This is a genomic window from Terrabacter aerolatus (genome assembly GCF_007991735.1).
GTDB classification, from domain to species: Bacteria; Actinomycetota; Actinomycetes; order Actinomycetales; family Dermatophilaceae; genus Terrabacter; species Terrabacter aerolatus.
Genome location: NZ_BJYX01000030.1, coordinates 1 through 18,368 on the forward strand (window position 1 = coordinate 1; position 18,368 = coordinate 18,368).

At 65.2% G+C, this 18,368-nt stretch carries 13 protein-coding genes and 1 pseudogene; 3 read left to right on the forward strand and 11 right to left on the reverse strand.

Annotated features, from left to right (window positions below):
* Positions 1-177 precede the first annotated feature (177 nt).
* A complete protein-coding gene (locus TAE01_RS18395) occupies positions 178-3,138 on the forward strand; it encodes a hypothetical protein (protein ID WP_147068273.1) in 2,961 nt (986 codons plus the stop codon).
* A 533-nt stretch (positions 3,139-3,671) separates the two neighbouring features.
* On the opposite strand, the gene TAE01_RS20975 is transcribed toward TAE01_RS18395, so the two are convergent.
* The 3 genes and pseudogenes from TAE01_RS20975 to TAE01_RS18410 form a co-directional block, all read right to left on the reverse strand.
* Entirely contained in the window at positions 3,672-4,787 is a 1,116-nt protein-coding gene (locus TAE01_RS20975) for a zinc-ribbon domain-containing protein (protein WP_246111451.1), read from the reverse strand.
* A 36-nt stretch (positions 4,788-4,823) separates the two neighbouring features.
* A pseudogene (locus TAE01_RS21210) lies at positions 4,824-5,558 on the reverse strand (zinc-ribbon domain-containing protein); the annotation flags it as partial.
* Between the two features lie 548 nt (positions 5,559-6,106).
* Positions 6,107-7,051, reverse strand: coding sequence for a 5'-nucleotidase (locus TAE01_RS18410; RefSeq protein ID WP_147068275.1), 945 nt, complete (start codon positions 7,049-7,051; stop codon positions 6,107-6,109).
* Positions 7,052-7,349: 298 nt separating this feature from the next.
* Here TAE01_RS18410 and TAE01_RS18415 point away from each other — a divergent pair, with 298 nt between their 5' ends.
* Positions 7,350-7,931, forward strand: coding sequence for a hypothetical protein (locus tag TAE01_RS18415; protein WP_147068276.1), 582 nt, complete (start codon positions 7,350-7,352; stop codon positions 7,929-7,931).
* 192 nt (positions 7,932-8,123) lie between these two features.
* Here TAE01_RS18415 and TAE01_RS18420 read toward each other — a convergent pair whose 3' ends face one another.
* From TAE01_RS18420 to TAE01_RS18455, 8 genes are all read right to left on the reverse strand, one after another.
* A complete protein-coding gene (locus tag TAE01_RS18420; protein WP_147068277.1) occupies positions 8,124-9,911 on the reverse strand; it encodes a DUF262 domain-containing protein in 1,788 nt (595 codons plus the stop codon).
* A gap of 227 nt (positions 9,912-10,138) precedes the next feature.
* A complete protein-coding gene (locus TAE01_RS18425) occupies positions 10,139-11,515 on the reverse strand; it encodes an excisionase family DNA-binding protein (protein WP_147068278.1) in 1,377 nt (458 codons plus the stop codon).
* Positions 11,515-11,700 (reverse strand): hypothetical protein, encoded by a 186-nt coding sequence (locus TAE01_RS18430; RefSeq protein WP_147068279.1) that lies wholly within the window; start codon positions 11,698-11,700, stop codon positions 11,515-11,517. Before TAE01_RS18430 ends, TAE01_RS18425 begins: the two co-directional genes overlap by 1 nt.
* Before the next feature lie 169 nt (positions 11,701-11,869).
* The gene (locus TAE01_RS18435; protein WP_307723855.1) at positions 11,870-13,360 is read right to left on the reverse strand and encodes a CHC2 zinc finger domain-containing protein; all 1,491 of its coding nucleotides are present in this window, start codon (positions 13,358-13,360) and stop codon (positions 11,870-11,872) included.
* Entirely contained in the window at positions 13,315-13,980 is a 666-nt protein-coding gene (locus TAE01_RS18440; RefSeq protein ID WP_147068281.1) for a hypothetical protein, read from the reverse strand. The genes TAE01_RS18435 and TAE01_RS18440 overlap by 46 nt, the downstream gene beginning before the upstream one ends.
* Before the next feature lie 87 nt (positions 13,981-14,067).
* Positions 14,068-14,481: a hypothetical protein gene (locus TAE01_RS18445; protein WP_147068282.1), complete on the reverse strand. Its 414-nt coding sequence runs from the start codon at positions 14,479-14,481 to the stop codon at positions 14,068-14,070.
* Positions 14,478-14,888 carry a hypothetical protein gene (locus tag TAE01_RS18450; protein ID WP_147068283.1) on the reverse strand — a complete coding sequence of 137 codons (411 nt, stop codon included), beginning with the start codon at positions 14,886-14,888 and terminating at the stop codon, positions 14,478-14,480. The genes TAE01_RS18445 and TAE01_RS18450 overlap by 4 nt, the downstream gene beginning before the upstream one ends.
* Complete coding sequence (locus TAE01_RS18455; RefSeq protein WP_246111452.1) at positions 14,866-16,143, reverse strand: type IV secretory system conjugative DNA transfer family protein; 1,278 nt, start codon at positions 16,141-16,143, stop codon at positions 14,866-14,868. Before TAE01_RS18455 ends, TAE01_RS18450 begins: the two co-directional genes overlap by 23 nt.
* A gap of 847 nt (positions 16,144-16,990) precedes the next feature.
* Between TAE01_RS18455 and TAE01_RS18460 the strand changes: the two genes are divergently transcribed.
* Positions 16,991-18,313, forward strand: coding sequence for an extracellular solute-binding protein (locus tag TAE01_RS18460; RefSeq protein ID WP_186815281.1), 1,323 nt, complete (start codon positions 16,991-16,993; stop codon positions 18,311-18,313).
* Positions 18,314-18,368 lie beyond the last annotated feature (55 nt).

Below are 18,368 nucleotides of genomic sequence, written 5' to 3' on the forward strand. Positions count from 1 at the left end.
CCATGACCGGGTACACCTAGCGGGCATCAACGTCGTAATTGGGCACACGTCAAGGTCCGGCCGTCGCGAGGCCGGGGAGTCTAGGGGCGCCTCCGCCGCGAGTCGCGCCTGCACAGTTGAACGATTCCCGGCTCCGAACCCTCGAGGCAAGGAACTGAGCCTCTAGGCTCAGTTCGCATGGAGTCAGACGCGAGTCACCTGATCCGCAAGCTTGTTGTGATCGCAGCATCTTCCGTCTTGCCGACACCTGTACTCAGCATCGGGGAAGCCGCCTTTGACTTCGCCAGCAAGAAGTGGGATCGGCCCGCAGCTCAGGTCGAGCGCAATTTGCGAAAAGTCACTCCGACAGCCACCTCACAGGAGCGTGCGAACGGGCTTCGATACGCGGTTGATGCACTGGAGAAGTCCGCTCTGACGCTCGACGAACTTGCGGCTGACGACTTCGATGCAAGCCGCGCTGCTAGGCGCATCGAGCCGCACCTCGACAGCTCGCTGCTCGAACAAGAACGCCTAGTAGCGATGCATGCAGTGCGCCTTTCCCTCCAAGCAACGATCAATGAAGCAAAAAAGTCGAATGATGACCTTCGAGCCTACAGTCGTCAAAGCCGAGGAACGCTCGAAACCATAGAACGCGGAGTCAGGACTCTGCACGAGCAATCGCGAGCCCACGCACCTTTCGGTATCAGGTCGAAGCACATAGTGGACAGCCACAGGTTGTCGGACCCGTTGCACCTCGAACTCTATGTGGGTCGTCTCCCAGAACTTGCGTTGAAGCAGTTTGCGCGGGACTGGAGAGATGACTTAAGGCTTCACGTAACGGAATTATGTGACATGCGCTCCGCGGATTCGCGAACGCGAGTGGCTCTGAATACGTTGGAGCGGTTACAGTTCCATGGCACGTACCCCTCAGTTTGGCGAGAACTGCAAGCTCCCGAGACGCGGGAAGCAATCTCCCGCATTCGCAGCTTCTTGGCTCGTGACAGCAACCTGTTCCAACCTGTGCAGTACGACCTTGCCTTGCGTTGGCTTGAACGTCAGGTCAAGAGGCCGGAATTCTCGCTGGCCTTCGCGGTGTCAGGTAGCTGGGGGGCCGGGAAAACTCGCCTGCTCGACCGCATCGCCGAAACCGGCTCTAATCAAGGCTGGCTGCCCATCCACCTTGAAGCCATGACTAACCGACCACTCAAAGATGAAGTGTTCTCCTGCTTCGAGGAATCACTCGGGATGCGGGTTGGTTCCATGCCGGAGCTGCGAAGCGTACTGGACGGACGGCGGGGATCAATCGTCGTGGTGGACGACTGGGACGTGTTGTCTCGAAGAGAACCATCTCGTCTTCGCGAGCTTGGGCAGCTGATCGAAAGCTTAAGCGACCTCAACGTGAGGTGGGCGATCTCTCTAGACGAGTCTGCCCTTCCCAAGGTCCTCTCCAATGATGGGATGCAGTTCTGGGAACGCTACGGATGCACTGGACCGGTCTTCCAACCGGACCGAAGCATCGTTTCTGGGTGGCTGCTCCTGGATGACGAGAACGAGTCCGAGTCCGTCGGACTCAGAATTATCGCGGGGACACTTCCTGGCCGACGCGCTCTCGAAGTGGAGAGAGCCGGTCTAGAAGAGCGAAACGCAAGAATGATCAAACGGAGTCTGTCCACCCCCGTCGTGGCTCTCCTCAAGCTCAACCTCAGTCCCTCTCTCCCACTCGACGAGATCCACGTCGTCACGTTGATGAACGAGTATTGGAGCCTGATGAAGAGCAGTCTGACGCGGGCCGACGGGGTCAGCCCTGACGCCGTCGACGCTGTGTGCGAGGCGATCGGATTCGCACGCCTCGCAGGAGGAAGCGCTTCCTTCAGCGACGTTGGGCTGTCTCGCGCGCCGGACGGATACCTCGAACAGGAGTGGATGTCGGCGTTGCGGGCCGCGGTCGTGTGCCTTCGAAATCGCAGCATCGTGGTGGTGGCCTCTCCCGGAGACCGATTGCTTCCTTCGCCGTCCGTGGAATTGCTGTGGGGCTTCCTCACGAGCAGGGAGGTCGAGCGCTGCTCACCTCAGCTTGGGTTAGCAGGGCTGCCTTACGCCAAGGAGGTTCTGCTTGCCATAGCGGGGCGCGACCACGGGATAAGGACTGAGTCACTGAAGACGGTGCTGCGTTTCCTGCTCGTCGCTTCTGCGCTGGAGTTTGAAAGATCGGAGCCAGAGTCCCAGAGACCGTATCTCCACTGGCTTGGGAACCCCGACCTGCCCAACGATGTCTTGTGGGAGGCCGCGACTGTGCTTCCGAGCGGCGTCCAGTCACGACTTATCTCTGAGGCCTTGGCGGTCGCAGACGTCGCCGATGACGAGCCGTTCTGGGCGTTGCGAATGTTGCGCCTCTGTGAGGAACCTTCCTCAAGAGAGGTTCTAGACCACCTTCGCTTTGCCGATCGAGTGGCCAATCAAGCCAACCGGACCGGGTTGCAGGAATACCTCCTGCTCGTCCTGCAAGGACTTGTCCGTCGCGTCAACTGGTCGGTGCCGCGTGATGCTCACAAAGCGTTGACATTGATCCACCGGATGTCGACGCCACGCACTGCAGAACCTCTCAGCCGTGCTGTGGTCGCTGAACTGTCGTTCGAGGACCCCTCAAGGCGCGTTGCGTGGCTTCAAACGCTGGCGCGCTTCCTTACCGTCGTCGGCGAAGACGGAGGTCCAGGTAACCTTGATCTTCCCTTTTGGCGCGACGTGACACAGCGGAGCATTTTGAAACTGTCGGCAAGCGCGGGGCCCAATGTGATACTTGAGATGTTGGAGGCCGGGGTCTTTGCGCCATCTTGGCGAGGGCAGAGGTTGTCGCGCAGTGCGGGTCACTTCTTCCGTAGATCCGCACACGTTGCATTCGGGCATACAAGGGACACGGACTCGCGGCGGTTCGATGAACTGGCCTTGAAACTTATCCGGGGGGAGCTAGAGGGTGCTAGCCCTGAACGTCAGGCACTTGCTGCCCTGTTCGGCATTCGACACACCGTGGCGACTGGTGGTCATTCGGTCACGGTTGACCGTGACTTAAAGATGCACCTCACCCTGCTAAAGCGGAGCAGACACATTCCAAGAGACATGAAGAGATGGGTCGACTCGATCAAGGTGGACGACGAGCCGTAAGCCGAGTTGGGTGGATTCCGGGCTGACGGCCGCGGCAGAGGTGATGAGACGTGACGTTGCTGGCTGGTCGCAGGCAGCGGTTAGGCGCTGGAGATCAGGGGCGTGAACACGCCGAGCGTCGGCTCGCTCAGCAGGCGAGCACTCACTGGCCCCGGATGATCCGGGCTAGCCATTCTGATGGCCTCGGATTAGTTCTGGCGGTTACGGGCGGGTGAGGGAAAACGGACGAGCCGCAGCGGGCAGCCCAGCCACTGGTATACCCAGGCAGTTCTTGCCGCGATGTGGCTCCGTGGCAAGGAACCGACGTGGCGCAGCGTCATCGCGCTTCCCGATTTCCCGCGCTAACGGTGACTGCATTCCCAGACGGTTGGATCTCGAAGCGCGACCAAGATCGAAGTGTGGTGGCTCGATCAAAGTGGAGAACTGCACGGAGGGTGATCGTCCGGCCCGAATCGCGGCGGAGAGACGCGGTCCCGATCCGGCATAAGTGGGTGGGTGCTCTTCCACACTTCAACCTCTGCCGCCAAGCGGGGCTAGCGTGACCGCGCCTTCCAAGCCCGCTTCTTGGCGCAGCGCGGGCAACACTGATGCTTGGCGGCACAGCGATCAAGGACGACGCCCGGGAACGGCTTGTCACAGTCAGGGCAGAGCCACGTCACCGACGAGTTGCAGCCGGGAAGAACCTGCTCAGGTGTGAGAGGAAGATTCTCCGTGGGGTGCCAGATCGCGGCCACGTCGTAACGTTCCGTACGCAGATTGCGGTCGGGCGTTGCCACCTTTCCGGCGCACGCGGGACAGCCGGTGTCCAATTGTGTTCGTTGCTTCACCTCGGCTGGCCAGACATGTCGGCACGATTCCAAAGGGCATTGCCAGTAGACCGTGGTGTGCCCGCCGCCATAGATTTCCCAGGCCGTGAACGGATTGGTGACGGCAAGTTGGGCGGCCAGGTGAGGGAAGGTGGTCGCCAGGCAGTTGCGTAGGTTGACCCTCTTCCCGCGGCAGTAGGGGCAGCCGCGACCGCGCCTCGCACGGTCGCTCGGCGTCGCTTGGTACGAGTCGCCAAGTTCGCACCGCCACCAGACGGGCGTGTGCCGATTGGCCGTCACATGGCGGGCAGTGAGTTCACCGTTCGCGTCGTGGTCCCACTCCTTGGTGAGGGCTGGGTGGGTTGCCTGGAGGCTTTCTTCCCCCATGTCGCGGTAGGCGACATCTTTAAGTAGCTCCGCGGCGAGGTCGACTCCCTGCGGCCGGCCTGCGGCCAGGTACCGTGCGGCTGCCGAAGCGGCTGCGCCAGTCAACCATGCTCTCTCGAGCATTCGCTGCAGCACCAGTGAAGCAAGTCCGAGTGGGTCTCGCACCTCAGTTGATAGATCGTCGGGGTGTGCGCATGGAAGCGGTGATTCACGCACCCGAATCAAGTTGTAGCCAGCGTCCCGAATCGACTCACTCTTGCGTGCGTCGGCCTGCGCGCGGGTGCGGTGCCAGTACTCACCGTCGTACTCGATAGCGATCGTGCATCCTTCCGCGGTGACCGCGATGTCAATCCTGCCTCGACGACCGTCCACGCCGTTGAGGCTGGCGTCTCGGCGGACTGCGCCAGCTCCCAGCACCGGCGTAAGGACTGCGACCAGTTCGGCCCAGAGTTTCACCTCCGTGGCCGAGCGGTGGGTGAGACAGCATTGGGGACAGCCAGTGCCTTGGCTGGTGCGGAGCGCCACCGACGTTGGCCATTCATGACTCCTGGCGCAGCGCCACCAGACTTTCTTGCTTGAACCCCGGGTGACATCGGTCGGCTCGAGATCGTCGTTTCGGTCCGGGTGCCACTGTGCGGCGATCTCAGGGTGGGTGCCCGCAAGGCTCTCGCATAAGGGGCAGGCCCGGCGTCGACGACTGGGGAGTGACCTCGCATATGGCGGGTGGCCCTCATCCCTTAGGCAGCGCCACACGAACGTGCGCTTCGACCCGTAACTCACAGTGTCGGGCGTACTTGGGGCGTTCGCTTCCAAGTCAAAGGAACGAACAAGGTGTTCGCCATAGCGACCCCGGATCGAGTCGCTGGGAAGGGCGAGATCGCGTGGCAATTGAGCGCAGATGCGTGACCGGCATCCGCCGGCCGGACCTGTTGTTTCGTAGGTCCTTGCCTTTCCCGCGACAGTCCGCTCGCTGCCTAGGCCACAGCGGTGACAGCGCCAGGCCGCGCGCAGCCCCGATTTCCAGGCGACCTCAGTTGGGAGGGCTGAGCCGTTTAACTCTGGATCCCAGTCAAGGGCAAACTCGGGCATCCGCTCGGCCACGCTTTGCCCTGGCCGCGCTCGTCGGCCCACTCCGTCCCGCACGTGTCCCGGGACCTGTCGTCTCTTGCTGCCGATGGCGCGTACCCGAGAGCTGAGTCCACGGCTGCGCTTACGTCTCTTCCCCATATCTTGTCCATCCTTTTGATCGTTCGAGCGAGGGTCTCGAGGAGGGGACGCAAAAGCGCCCGAGCCTCAGTCGAGACCCGGACGCTTATCGGGACGTACTTTCTTGTTGGGAATCCTGAGGGGTCGGCGTGGGCCTGTCAAGAGATGGAAGCCAACGGCCCCGTGCGTCGTCACCTGATGCGCCTTCGGTTGCCGACTCGGCCAGACCCGGGGCCCGAAGGCGCCGCTAGACCGATAGCGGGTCACACGCGGACCCGATCCAACTCAGCCGACAACGGCGGGACAACGCGCTGGCCTGCCGACGCTGGTTCCGAACACGTGGCTTGAGAAGCCGACGTGCCTGGGAAGCCGACGTGCCTGGCATGCAGGCTGCCCTCATGGTGTCGTCGCGAACAACTGGCATAACCCAGAGGCACAGGACGTCGCCCCTCAGCGGCGGTAAGACGCGCCCCTCACCAGCCACGAGCGCGTGTGCTCTGGAGGGCGGTCCTTCGATAGCTACGCCTCAAACGTCGGCCCGGACCCTTTCAACTCCCTGGCGCAGCGAATCACGAGGAAGGTGGTGCGTTCTTGACGCCGAACGGAACGTGGACACTGGGAACGAGAGATTGAGTGCCCGTGAGGTGAGCTAGCTGGTCGTCAAAAAAGATGTGGGGCTTGAGAATCCGCAGCACCGCGGCCTTCTCCCAGCCTCCCAAGAAGAAGGCGTCGTTGACGCGCAATCCCCACGCCTTCAGGCTCCGGATGGCGCGCGTGTGCGCCGGCGCATTCCTAGCGGTCACGATGGAGACGAACAAGCGGCGCCTGTAGTCGCGGTCCTCAGCCGACTTGGCGTCCTCTAGGTCTTGCATGTTGTTGATTGCGCCAAGGAGGTCCCGCATGGGCCCGGGGGGCAGCGGAATCGCTGCCTTCTCGACCTCGTGCTCGCGGAACCCCTCAATACCTGCCGTCGCGTAGATCTGCTCGGCCGAGTCATCCGCAAGCACCGCATCAAAGTCGAACGCGATGCGCAGGTCCTGGTCGTCCGGATTGTCTGCCGCGAGCTCCGCTGGAGTCCCTACGACTTGGCCCGCTGGGTAGCCCTGGGCTGTAGCGTCCGCGACGTCTTGAGGGCTCGCGGATAGGAACAGCTTCATTCCAAACGCGGGCATGAACTTGAACGGAGATCGACCTTGCATGAACACAGCGCGGGTCATTGGTAGCCCGTGCGTCTCGATGGATCTCATCACCCGGGCGCCTGTCTCGGGATCGTTCCGTGACAGCACCACGACTTCAACCAAGGCGTGGTCTGGCCGAAGGTCGTTCAGGCTGAGGAGTCGCTTGATGAAGTGGAACGCAATCCCGGGACGGAGTTGGACCTCGTAGTTCGCTTCCTGGAACGCCCGATAAGCGTCCTCTCCTTGTCCCTCAAAGACGGCGTGCGACTCCGCGAGGTCGAATAGTGCGCTTGAGGCGATGCCAATGACGAGAGTGTCGGAGCCAGGACCAGCCATTGGGCTACCGTACGTGCCATCGCCCGAACGGGCTAATGAGGCACACCCGCGGCGTTCTTGGGAGAGCCACCCCCGGACCGGCCGTGTGCGCAACCGCGGTCGAGAGCACCCCGCCGAGCACCTGGATCGCGTGTGGCCGGACATCGATTCCTGGGTGAAGTCTCTTACAGCCGCACTCCGGGACGCCGGCATCTCCGGGGCGAGAGGGGCTGCAGTCCGCTCGTGGCCACCTCCGCCGTCGGCGGAAAGACGCATGACCGGCAGACAGTGCAGGGGGTCACCAGTAGCCTTAACGGCTATGCCAGACACCGCCGCGCTTGAGGCAATCCAAGACGACTGTCTTCATCTTCTGATGACGACCGCCTCCTTCCGTCATTTCAGCGAGACTTTCGATCCCAATCGGGGATCGCGCCTCGACCTGCATATGGCCATGATCCAACTGCGCGCGATCGAGAACGACATCGTTGTCCGCATCTGCCGCTTCGACGACGAGGGGCCAAACCAGGTGTCGCTGCGTTACGCTGCCAAAGCTGCGCGGGCCGCGGGCCTGAGGGACGCCGACATTAAAGTTATAGACGCTCGAGTGAAGAAGTTCCGTCAGACCATCAACCCGTTAAAGACGCGGCTGCGAAACCAGCATGTCGGGCATCTTGCAGCAGGTGTGACGCAACCCCACGACGCGCTAGGCCTCATGAGCCCTGAATCCGTGTTGGCCTGGTGCTGGGAGCCGGTCCGCATCGTCGACCTCTTGGCTCAGACATCGTGCGCTTACGGGCTCGAGCCGACTCGGGGTCAGCAGTTGGACCTCCGTGCCTACTGTGGCGTCGACAGCGAAACATTCCCGCCTCTTGAGGCGTGCGTGTTAAGAGGCACCGACTAGCTCGTCCGTCCGTCGGAGAGTCCAATAAGGGCCTCTGCTCGTCAACCGGTGTTGGCAGATGGGGGCTGAATCGCATAGAGCGCCGCCAAGGCCCTAACCATCACCGACCTCTTGGCCACAGGCTCGTCGACATCGACCAAGTGGGGAGTCTCAAGCGGTGGCTATCCAGCCCGGTCCGTAGGTCCTGGCCGGTCACTCTGGCACCTCCGGGAGCTCGTCGAGGGTCTGCGCGTCATCCTCGTCGTCGTGCACCACTAGGTCCGACGGTGCGCCGGTCCCAGTCGCGGGGGGCGTCTCGCCGGGGAAGCTCCAAATGCCGAAGGCCAACGCTGACATCTCCCGCTGGCGTGCCTCGACCGCCCCAGGTGACCAGTCGTCGCGCTGAAGCAGTTCCTTGGTAAGCAGGATGTCGGAGCCTGTGTATCCCTTCTCTTTCTTGGTCGCGAAGTCAGCGTTCTTGATCGAGGTGTTGAGTCGCTTGCCGAGCAACGTCAGGTTGCCTAGTCGGTTGATCATCTGTGCATGGTTCTGCCACTTTGCGCCTGTCTCGGGGGTCTGGGGGTAGATGTGCTCTACATGGACGCGGTCCCCGAGTTCGACAGAAACCTCCCCGGTGACACGCTTGGCATGCTCGATTTCGCGCAGCAAATAGCGGGCGGTGGCGATGCGGCTCACACTGGCCCGCGCGAACCGGACCCCGAAGTCGTCAGCGTCCGGCGCGAACTCGTGCAATGCCGCAACCGCGGCGTCGAAGTCCCCATCTTTCCGGAGTGTGGCAGCCACCGAGTAGATGGTCGACTCAAGGGTGGTCGACTCCCGTCCGCCAATGACTGTGTGTCGGACGAACAATGTCGTAAGCGCTGAGGCCAGAACGCGAAGGCTGTCCTTGGGCTCATCCTCGGCCAGAGTCGCTATCCCAGACAGCAGGGCGGGGAGCAATACTTTCGCGCCGAGCATCCGGATTCCTTCCAGCAGCCGCTGGAGGTCCTTATCAGTGTCACGGCCTCGCGCTAGGTCGCGGTAGACCGGGGCGGCCTCAGCAAGCTCCAGGGAGAGCTCGACGGAGTCGATGCTTTCGCTGAGGATGGCGTCCTTGATCTCCCGGTAGAGCTTGCGAGCCTTGACGTCGCCTCGCTTGCTGACCCAGAAGTGGCGCAGAAACTCATCGACAGAAGCCTCGTCTGCGATGCCGAGAACGCTTTGCCACGCCGACACCACGCGGCTCCGTGCGTCCTCTCCAGCGGCTCGACGAAGGAGAAGGTTTCGGAGAAGGTCTGGAGTGGAGAGCCCGATCCCACGGTCGTTCAGCGTCTCGAATACCGCAGCGGCGTTGTCCTCGTCGCTGGAATGGACAATGACCAGCGACATGTGGTTGCACAGCACGTCGGAGATCCGCAGGTTCCTCTGGAATCCCGCCGTGCCGCCTCCGGCAGAATCCTCCTGCTGGTCAACCTTCTCTGCGAAGTAGTCTCGCGCTTTCCGCACCAGCCCATGTGACTTCAGCGTGGCGGTCGGTCGCGGCTGCTCGCCCAGACGCTCATCTTGCACTTCGGCCCGGAAGTAGTCGCGGTCGTAGACGTTCAGGGTCAAGACTGGCGTGGTCTGCCCTGTGGCGTCGTCTTGGTCAGCGATGTATTTGTTCTGCAGCCGGGTGGCGGAGTCCGCCTTGAACTTTCTCCGCGCGTCTCGGAGTGCCGACAGCAGGATTGTCGCGGTTGCTAGCCGCTGCTGTCCGTCGAGTAGCAGGTTGGTGGTTCCGCCCGTGACGAGAACAGCCGATCCAAGGAAGTACTCCTCGTTGTCGATGTTGCGGCCCGGGTATGCCTCGTCAAAACTCAACAGATCAAGCCAGAATGCCTCGATCTCATCCGCCCCCCACGCGTAGGACCTCTGCCACTCAGGAACCTCGATGCGGGGGCTCGTCGTGCTCAGCAGCGTGCCGATGGTCTGGCGATTCGCGTCATAGCGCTGGTCAGGCATGAGCCGAATCTAGCCGAGCCCTGGCTGTGGAAATGGGATGGGAGACGTTGCAAGCGTTGGCAATCGGCCAAGCACACAGACTGCTCGGCCCGACGGGACGGTTGGCCGGCCCAACGGCCCTTCCAGGCGACGGGCTGTAGCCCACAGTGGGCGGTAGGTAGCTACTCCGTAGGCCCACGACGTAGGCGCCGCACGCCGCCGGCGAAGCCCCGCTTGGCGCGCCGCAGTCAGAGGGCGGGTGCGTACGAATCGTGCTGCAGCACCTCGGGAGAGGCAAGGTGGACCGGCATCGCTCGGACTGCTTGATCCGCGGATCTCTGCGCAGCCCAGAGGCGCTCACGCAGGCTCGGCAGATCTTGGATAGTTGCCTCGACCATCCGTCCCCCGAGGTGCGCGTTGAGGCGCGACGGGTCACCCTGCGCATGCCGGGCATGGATGAAGAGGACTCCTGAGTTCTGCAGCCGAGAAGCGGACGGCGTGACCAGGGTCGTTAGCCACGCAACGTCGTTAGCTCCTCGCAGGAGCGCTTGGTAGGCGCCTGCCGAGTCTTCGCGCTGGGCGCCGGCGGTTCCGGTGATGCAGTTGAGCGCCGTGTAGAGGCGACGGGCCGCCTCGACGTAGGCACGGGAGGGCGGCATACCGGTGGACGTCTGCTTCCACGCGTCGGCGGCGATCTGGAGCGCCAGGGCAGACGTGCGGAGTTGCTCACGAGCCGCGGCATGGTCGGTGCCATCGAGGGCGGTCCCTAGCACCGCATCAAGGGCCGCGTAGAGGTGAACGCCTTGGCGGTTGATGTCTTGCAGCACGGCGACGCTCGGTACGGCGTGACGTAGTTCGTCGCGCGCCGCGTTGGTCCACTCGTGCAGGGAGCGCTCGAGTTCTGCGCCAGGTGTCTTCGGCGAGTGAGCGGCCGCTGGGATCGAAAGGTTCTGGAGCCCACGGAGTGGGGCGGAGGCGGGCAGCATCGCCGCCGCTGTGGCTGCGTATCGAGCGATCAGCAGGGGTCGGTCTGCGGCCATCGGGTCGCAGAGAGCCAGGGCTCTCTTGGCAGCTGCCTCGCTGAGGGCGAGCGTCTGTGCGGCGAGTGAGAGGGCCGGGGTCGTTTCTAGTGCAGGGGCGCTGGGGTCGAGCCGGTGGAGGACCAAGATGTCATTCAGCGCGCCGAGAGTGCATGAGAGGCGGGCGATGGGGTGCGCGTCGTCGCTAGAGGCTGGCGCGACGTCGCGGCTGGCCATGACCTCTGTCCGAGGGACGCGGTAGCCGATGCCGGTGGGGGCTGCCAGCAGCGTGCCGGCGTGGATCCGCTTCCGGATGGCGTTGTCGCTGGTGCCGAGCAGGTGCGCCGCTTCACTGGTGGAGAAGTCGGGTCGGTCGTCGACGGGCTGGAGTGGCTGCGGGTAGTCACGCATGACGCGATGGAGCTGTGCTGCGGCCTCTTCGCTGGAGAGCCAGCCGGTGACGGCGCCGTCGAGCTCGTGGAGCAGGCGGTAGACGGTCTGGTCGAACGACTCCCACTGCTCTTGCGAGATGGGAGCTGCAGTCTGCTGGAGTTCGGTGAGGACGTTTCGTGCTCGGTCGATCAGGTCGATGGCGGTCGTGCCCATCAGGAGCCGGCCTTCGGTGCGCCGAGCTCGAGCATCTGGGCGTTGGCTTTTAGGTCGACGATGTGGGCGCGCCAGAACGGCAGGTCACGCGGCGCGTCGGTCAACGCCAGCTCGTCGAGGGCGCCGAGTGCGGTGGTGAAATGTCCTTGGAGCTCGCGCGCCGCCACGGGTGCCATCACGGGCATCGGGTTGAGTGCAGCGGCCAAAAGGCGAACGGTGCCCGCCATTGCGGACCAGGGGTCAAGAGGGTTGCCTTGGGCTCGCGCCTCGGCTTGGTCTGCCGCACAGTGCAGTTCGGCCGAGGCGCGATCGAGAAGGTTGCTCGAGGACATAGGAATCGGGGATCTTTCTGGTTCAGATGAGTGATGGGCTGGCCGCCGGGCGCCACACAGCGGGACGATGGTTGGGTTGCTCGGACATCGCTTCCTCGAGCGCCTTGGCGTAGGTGTCGCATGGGTTCCAGCCATGCCGGGTCATCTCGGCGGCCGAGTCGCGCAGTAGCTGGCGGCGCTCCGTGCTGGGCAGCTGAGAGGCCAGGGTGGCGATGAGGTCGATGGCGTCTCGGATGGGGTCGTCTGCCTTGTAGAGCAGGGCTCGGATGATGTCTCGCCCGGGGACGATCGTGGTCGGAACGTCGTCGGCGGCCGACCCAGAGGGCGCCGCGAGGAGATCTTGAAGGCCGTTGGGCCCATGCGTGGCGAGCCAGTCCGCCGGGTCGGTGCCGGGCGGCATACGGGTTGCCAGGACCGGGGAGCGCTGCTTGAGGCAAGCCTCTGCGACCCAGCGGACGGTGCCCTGCTGTCCCGCGTCGTCTCCGTCGAAGGCGATGCGTGGAGGCCGATGCGTCAGCGCCAGCACGGCCTGTACCTGCGCAGGGGAGGCGGATACCCCGTTGGTGGAGCAGGCAGCGACGCGCTGCGTTGTCCCGCTGGCGGCGGTCGCGGCCGCGACGGCCAGGGCGTCGATAGCCCCTTCGACGACGAGCACCTGCGCGTCCACGGCGAGCGGCTGGTGGGTCGGGCGGTAGAGCACCTGTGACTTGTCGAAGACCGGGGTCCGCGTGGGGTTGCGATACTTGGGTGCGGCCGGGTGGCCGCTGATATCGCGGCCGATGAAGCCGTGGATCTGACCGCTGGCATTGGTGATCGGGAAGATGAGGCGGTTGCGGTAGGTGTCGATGAGCCGGCCGCCGCGGGTCCGCATGGCCAGGTCCATGCCGATGAGCTCGTCGTCGTTGAGGCCCTTCGACTTGAGGTGCTCGGTGAGGGCGGCCCAGCCGTGCGTGGCGTGCCCGACGAACCGCTGGCCGGTGAACTCGTGCGTCAGCGGTTCGAGGTCCAGGCCGCGGCGGCGCTGCAGGTAGTGGGCGGCGAAGCTCGTCCCGACGGGGGTGGCGAAGTGCTCCCACGCCAGCTGGTTGATCTCGAACGCCCGCTCCGACGCGATCGCCGCGGCGGCAAGATCCGGGGCCGCGCGAAGCCGCGGCCCGGGTCGGACGAGCGTGAGGGCATGCTCGCGGTACTGGCCGCCGTCGAGCTCGGCGACGGCCTCGAGGAAGCCGAGGTTGCGGGTGCGTTGGACGAAGTCGATGACATCGCCGCTCGCGCCGCACCCAAAGCAGTGGAAGCGATCAGGGACGCCGTCCACCGAGAGCGACGGTGTCGCATCTTCGTGGAAGGGGCAGCACCCAATGTAGCCGTGGCCGCGGGGCTGCAGCTCGACGCCGGCGGCCGCCATCACCTCGGGGAGCGGGTGCCGGGCCCGGATCGCCTCGACGTCGACGGACGGTCGTTGGAGGGTCACAGCTGCACCTCGGCCACCGACGCGGGGTCGCGGCGGGCGCACTCGAGCGCGGCGCGGTACGAGCCGACGAGCTGGACGAAGGTCTCGATCGGCATGTGGATGTCGGTGTCGGTGGCGTGTGCGAAAGCACGGTCGACCGCGGCGCGAGGGGCGCTGGTGGAGAGGACGGCATACTCCTGCCACGTCGGGTCGTAGGCGTAGAGCAGGCCGTTAGTGGCCGCGTCGCCGTCGAGGCGCAGGGAGATCCGCTGGTTGCTGCGTGGTCCCCAGCGCATGCCGTAGTCGCGGTCGACGCCGCGGATGTTGCGGTGCTGGGCGTCGAACGCCTTCGGGCCGACCCACTCGATGCTGGGCTCCGGGGGAGTGGTGACCGCTCGGGCGCCGTATGCCGCGTCGCGCAGCTCGCGGAGGTCGGTGGTCCCTGCGTCGAGCGCGGTCGTGATGCGCTCGGCGATGGTGAAGGGGTCGTGGCCGAGCTCGGGGGCGAGGAGCTGTGCGGTGGCGTGGGCGTACGCGTTGCGCTGGCCGAGGCGGTACCAGTAGTCGATGGGGTCGTGCTCTTCGATGTTGAGGCTGGCGTTGCGGGCCACGGCCATGAGCTGGTCGACGACACGGTCACCTGGGAACGCCGCAGACTGTGTGGGGTGCGCGTGGGCTGACATGACGACCCTTCCCTTCGCGGGAGCCTCCCGCGCTTCTGAAGGGAGGACTTTCCGTCCGGGACACCATCCGTCAGGTCAGTTGGCTTGCTAGCCAATCGGTTTCGTCGTGGTCCATGAGGCGACCAGGTCGTCGCGGTGGCCGGCGACCGAGCATTGGGTCTTGGAGACCTGGTCGGCAAGGAAGAGCTGCGCGTCGTGCAGCGCGCGGAGGAAGTCCATCGCGGCGGTGGGGGAGGCGGTGTCGGCGTAGTCGGCTCGCTCGTGGTCCCGGAGCGCGGAGAGGATCTCGACGAGCGCGGGGTGCTGGGCCCAGCAGGACGGGATGACGCGGGGCTCGAGGGCGAAGCGGCGGACGAGGTCGTTGACCCACTCGTCGAGCTCGCGCAGCCGGTTGCGGGTCTCGTCCTCGGTCAGGGAGGGCCAGTGAATGGGTCCGCGGAGCTGGCCGAAGGTCCGCTCGAATGGGTCCTCGCCGAAGTCGAGGGGCTCGTCAGCGGTCACGGCGTCCGCGTGACAGTGCGCTGATGACCCGTCTCAGGACGTTTGGCCCGCGCCTGGCGGAGGCCAGCGATGATCGCGGCCGTTGCGGTCTGGCGGTCAGCCCGTTGCCAGGTCGGGTGCGAGTCGATGATCGCGTGCAAAGCCTTGTGGTCTCGCCGGCAAAGGGGTAGCAGGTCGCGGAGAGACTCGGCGCCGAGCCGGTCGTACGTCGCGTGGTGCAGGTGGCCGGCCTTGAGGGTCCAGCGTCGGCCGCACACCAGGCAGGAAGGCTCGATGCCGGCGGCAGTCAGCCACGCGGCATACCACTGCTTCCGTTTGTGACTCCAGGCGCGCGAGTTGATGTAGGCGTCGTAGGAGGCCCGACGGCTGCGCGCGGCCAGTCCCTCAGACGTGGGTGTGGCTGGCATGGCGGATCTTCTGCTCGAGGTCGAAGCGGGCGGCCATGAGGTCCTTGGCGTCCTTGCGCTTGGTCCACGGGCTCATGGTGAGCGCGATCGGCGGGGCGGAGCGCAGGAGGAGGACGGCGGATCCGAACGGCAGGGTGCGCAGCTCGGCCGGCGTCAGGATGGGGACCTCGCTGGTCGAGGTGGATGTCGAGTGGCGGCCGTCGTGTCCGGTGCTGCGGCTGGTGACCTCCTTGGGGCGTGTGCCGATGAGCTTGGACAGGTCCTCGAGGTCGCGGGCGTTGGAGCCGCCGCCGAGGATGAGCTTGACGATGGCGGCGTCCCAGATGGCTGATGCGGCGTGTTCGCCCCAGACGGCGCGGGCCTGGGACAGCGACTGCAGGACAACGGTCGTGGCGATACCGGAGCCGCCGCCGTCGGACATGAGCGAGGCAAGCGAGGGCAGCGGGTAGTTGGCGGCTTCGTCGAGGATCATCGACAGCGGAGGGTCAAGCCGGGACGCCGGGGAGCACGCGGCCTTGCGGCGCGCGACCTCGAGAACGTCCTCAAGGAAGGCGCCCACGAGTCCGGCCGTGGCGGCCGCTCCGGTGGAGGTGCCGAGGAGGTAGACGGTGCCGTTGTTAGCGAGGACCTCTGCAGGGTCAAGCTGCTCGCCCTCGGCAGGGGAGACGGCATCGAGGACTCGGGGGTCGGCGAGGGCGGCGAAGGCGATCGAGACCATGGCCCAGACTGAGTCTCGCTGTCGCGGGTCGGCGCTGATGATGGAGTCGAGGCCTTGGTGCCAGGCCTGTGCGGCGGCGGCGTGGGTGCCGAGGATCATGACGGCTTCGCGGGCGTGGACCGCGGAGAGGGACCACCGGTAGAGGTCGCCAGCATTGCAGCCGCCGAGGGCGGCGGCGTGCAAGAGCGCGCGGACGGCTTGCTCGGCGGAGGACTGCCAGAAGTTGGCGTCGGTGGTGCCGGACGCGGCGCCCTTGGTGAGTGCCTTCGCCCGGACCATCGCGACGTGCGGGTCCTCGCAACCACGGATGGGCGACCAGCGCGCGGTGGACGGTATGCCGGGGGCGAGGCCTTGCGGGTCGAAGACGGCTACCGGGCCGACGCCCTTCCGAGCCAGGAGTGTCGCGGTGAGGTTGTCCGGCCGGGTGCTGGTGGTCACCACGGCTCCTGGCGCCTCGAGGATGGCCGGGATGACGAGGTGCAGCCCCTTGCCGGAACGCGGGGGCCCCAGGATGACGGTCGAGTCCTCGACCGTCACGAAGCACTGGACGCCGCGGCTGTGGCCGACGGTATGCGCCACCGACTCGACAGAGCCGCCGGGGGAGGACGGGCGCAGCGCGACGACACGGTGCTTGACGCGGGCCGCTCCAGCGGCATCCCTGGCCTCCGAACGTGACGCGATGCCCGCGCGTGTGGCCCAGGTGTTGTCTGAAGAGAGGTGGGCGCGGTTGCGTCGGAAGAGTTCTGCGGGGCCGGCCAGGGTAGCGACTAGCCCGAGAAGCAGCCCCCAGTACCCGGGTGCGGATCCCACGTCGACACCCCAAGCCGCACCCGGTTCCGAGGGATGCACTAGCAGCTGTACCACCCTCACTCCCGAGAACGACGGGGTCGGGCTGTCTCTGAGCCAAGCTCCAGCGAGGGCTGCGAGCCAGAGCAGCAGGCATCCGGCGAAGGCACCGGCGAGAGCACACAGCATCGCTCGATCGCTCTGGGACTGGGGGAGCTTCTCGTGCCGCATGCTCCGAGGACGACCGCCTCGGGGCACGAACCACGGCCGTGAGCGGTGACAGGGGCGTGAGCATCCGAAACTGTCCAAGGTCTGACATGCACGCCAATGCAGGCGGGCGGTTGTGAGTGGGCCAGGAGATACCGGCTCTCGTGAGGCGTGAGCGTGTTGGCGTCTTCGGGCCAGAGCTGACTTCAGCGGGTATCGACCTCAACTTGTTCGCCGTCCCTGGCCAGCATCAGTCGGAGTTAGAGGGCATCAAGTGGTTCGTACCAATCTGCGGAGAGGTGTAGACATGTCGCAGCCTCTCGTTCTAGCCTCCCTGTATTGGTCCGTACCAGTTAAGGAGTCACACATGAAGGCGAAGGCCACTCGGTTGGTGACGCTCACCGTTGTGGGCATCGCCCTGGCCGGCTGCGCGCCGAGCACGGGCGCCGGCGGCAACAGCTCCGCCGCAGGCGATCAGGGCAACGGTCAGGGCACGGTGAAGATGGTGTTGTGGCCCGGACCTGAAGGCGACGCGATGAGCAAGGTCGTCGCGGCGTACAACGCCGGACAGGGGCAGAAGGACAAGGTCAAGGTAGACATGGCCCTGCTGTCGCGGCAGGACACCTTCTCCAAGGAGTCGACCTTGATGGCGGCCAAGTCCAGCCAGCAGGACATCTACTTCGTCGCCACCTACAACGTCGGGCAGTTCGCCAACGCGCTCGATCCGCTGACGAGCGTCGATGCGAGCAACTACTTCCCGGTGGCCGTCGACGGCCTGAAGTACCAGGGCAAGCAGTTCGCGCTGCCGCTGGATGTATCCAACCACTTCCTGCTCTACCGCAAGGACCTACTAGACAAGCTGCTGTCGTCGAAGAGCCAGTGGCCCGCGTACGAGGCGGTCGCCACCAAGGCGATCGGGGAGAAGCGAGACCCCAAGCCCGCCGACCAGTGGGACTGGAACGACTACATCGCGATGTCGGCGTGGTTCAGCAAGTCGGCCAACCCGACCTCGCCCACCCAGTACGGCACGATCCTGCAGGCCAAGAACCTGCTCTTCAACACGATGATCTGGGACGACGTCCTCTGGGGCGAAGGTGGCAGCTGGACCACCCCGGACGGCAAGGCCAACCTGAACACCCCGCAGGCGCTGAAGGCCGTCAACGTCTACAGCACCATCTACAAGAACGGGTGGACCTCCAAGGACAGCTCGCAGGCCGAGTTCCCCGAGACCCAAGCGGCCCTGAAGGCCGGCAGTGCGGCGTTCGCCCTGCAGTGGTCGGCCGGCTTCGCCGAGCTCAACGACCCCGCCAAGTCGCCGCAGGTCGCCGGCAAGATCGCCATCGCCCCCGTGCCGGGACAGAAGACCCACGTGCACGCCCTGGCGGTGGCGCTGAACAAGTACTCGGACAACAAGGCGGCAGCCACGAAGTTCCTCAACTACCTAGCCACCACTGACGCGATGACCGCCTACGCGAAGGCCGGAGGCATCCCCGCGATGCCCAGCGTCCTGAAGGCCAACGCCTCGATCAACCCGGCCTTCGACAAGATCGCCGAGTCGATCGACAAGTACGGCTACTCGGAGCCGGTGTTCCCCAACACCTTCCAGGCGTACAGCAAGCTCGCGGAAGTGCTCAGCGGGGCATGGGTCGGCCAGCAGGACGGCGCCGCAGCCCTGAAGGACGCAAACGACGAATTGCAGAAGCTGCTCGGCTGACCGTCACCTATTTCGACCGGGCCCAGGGTCGGGTCCGCGGCGTCTGCCGCGGCCC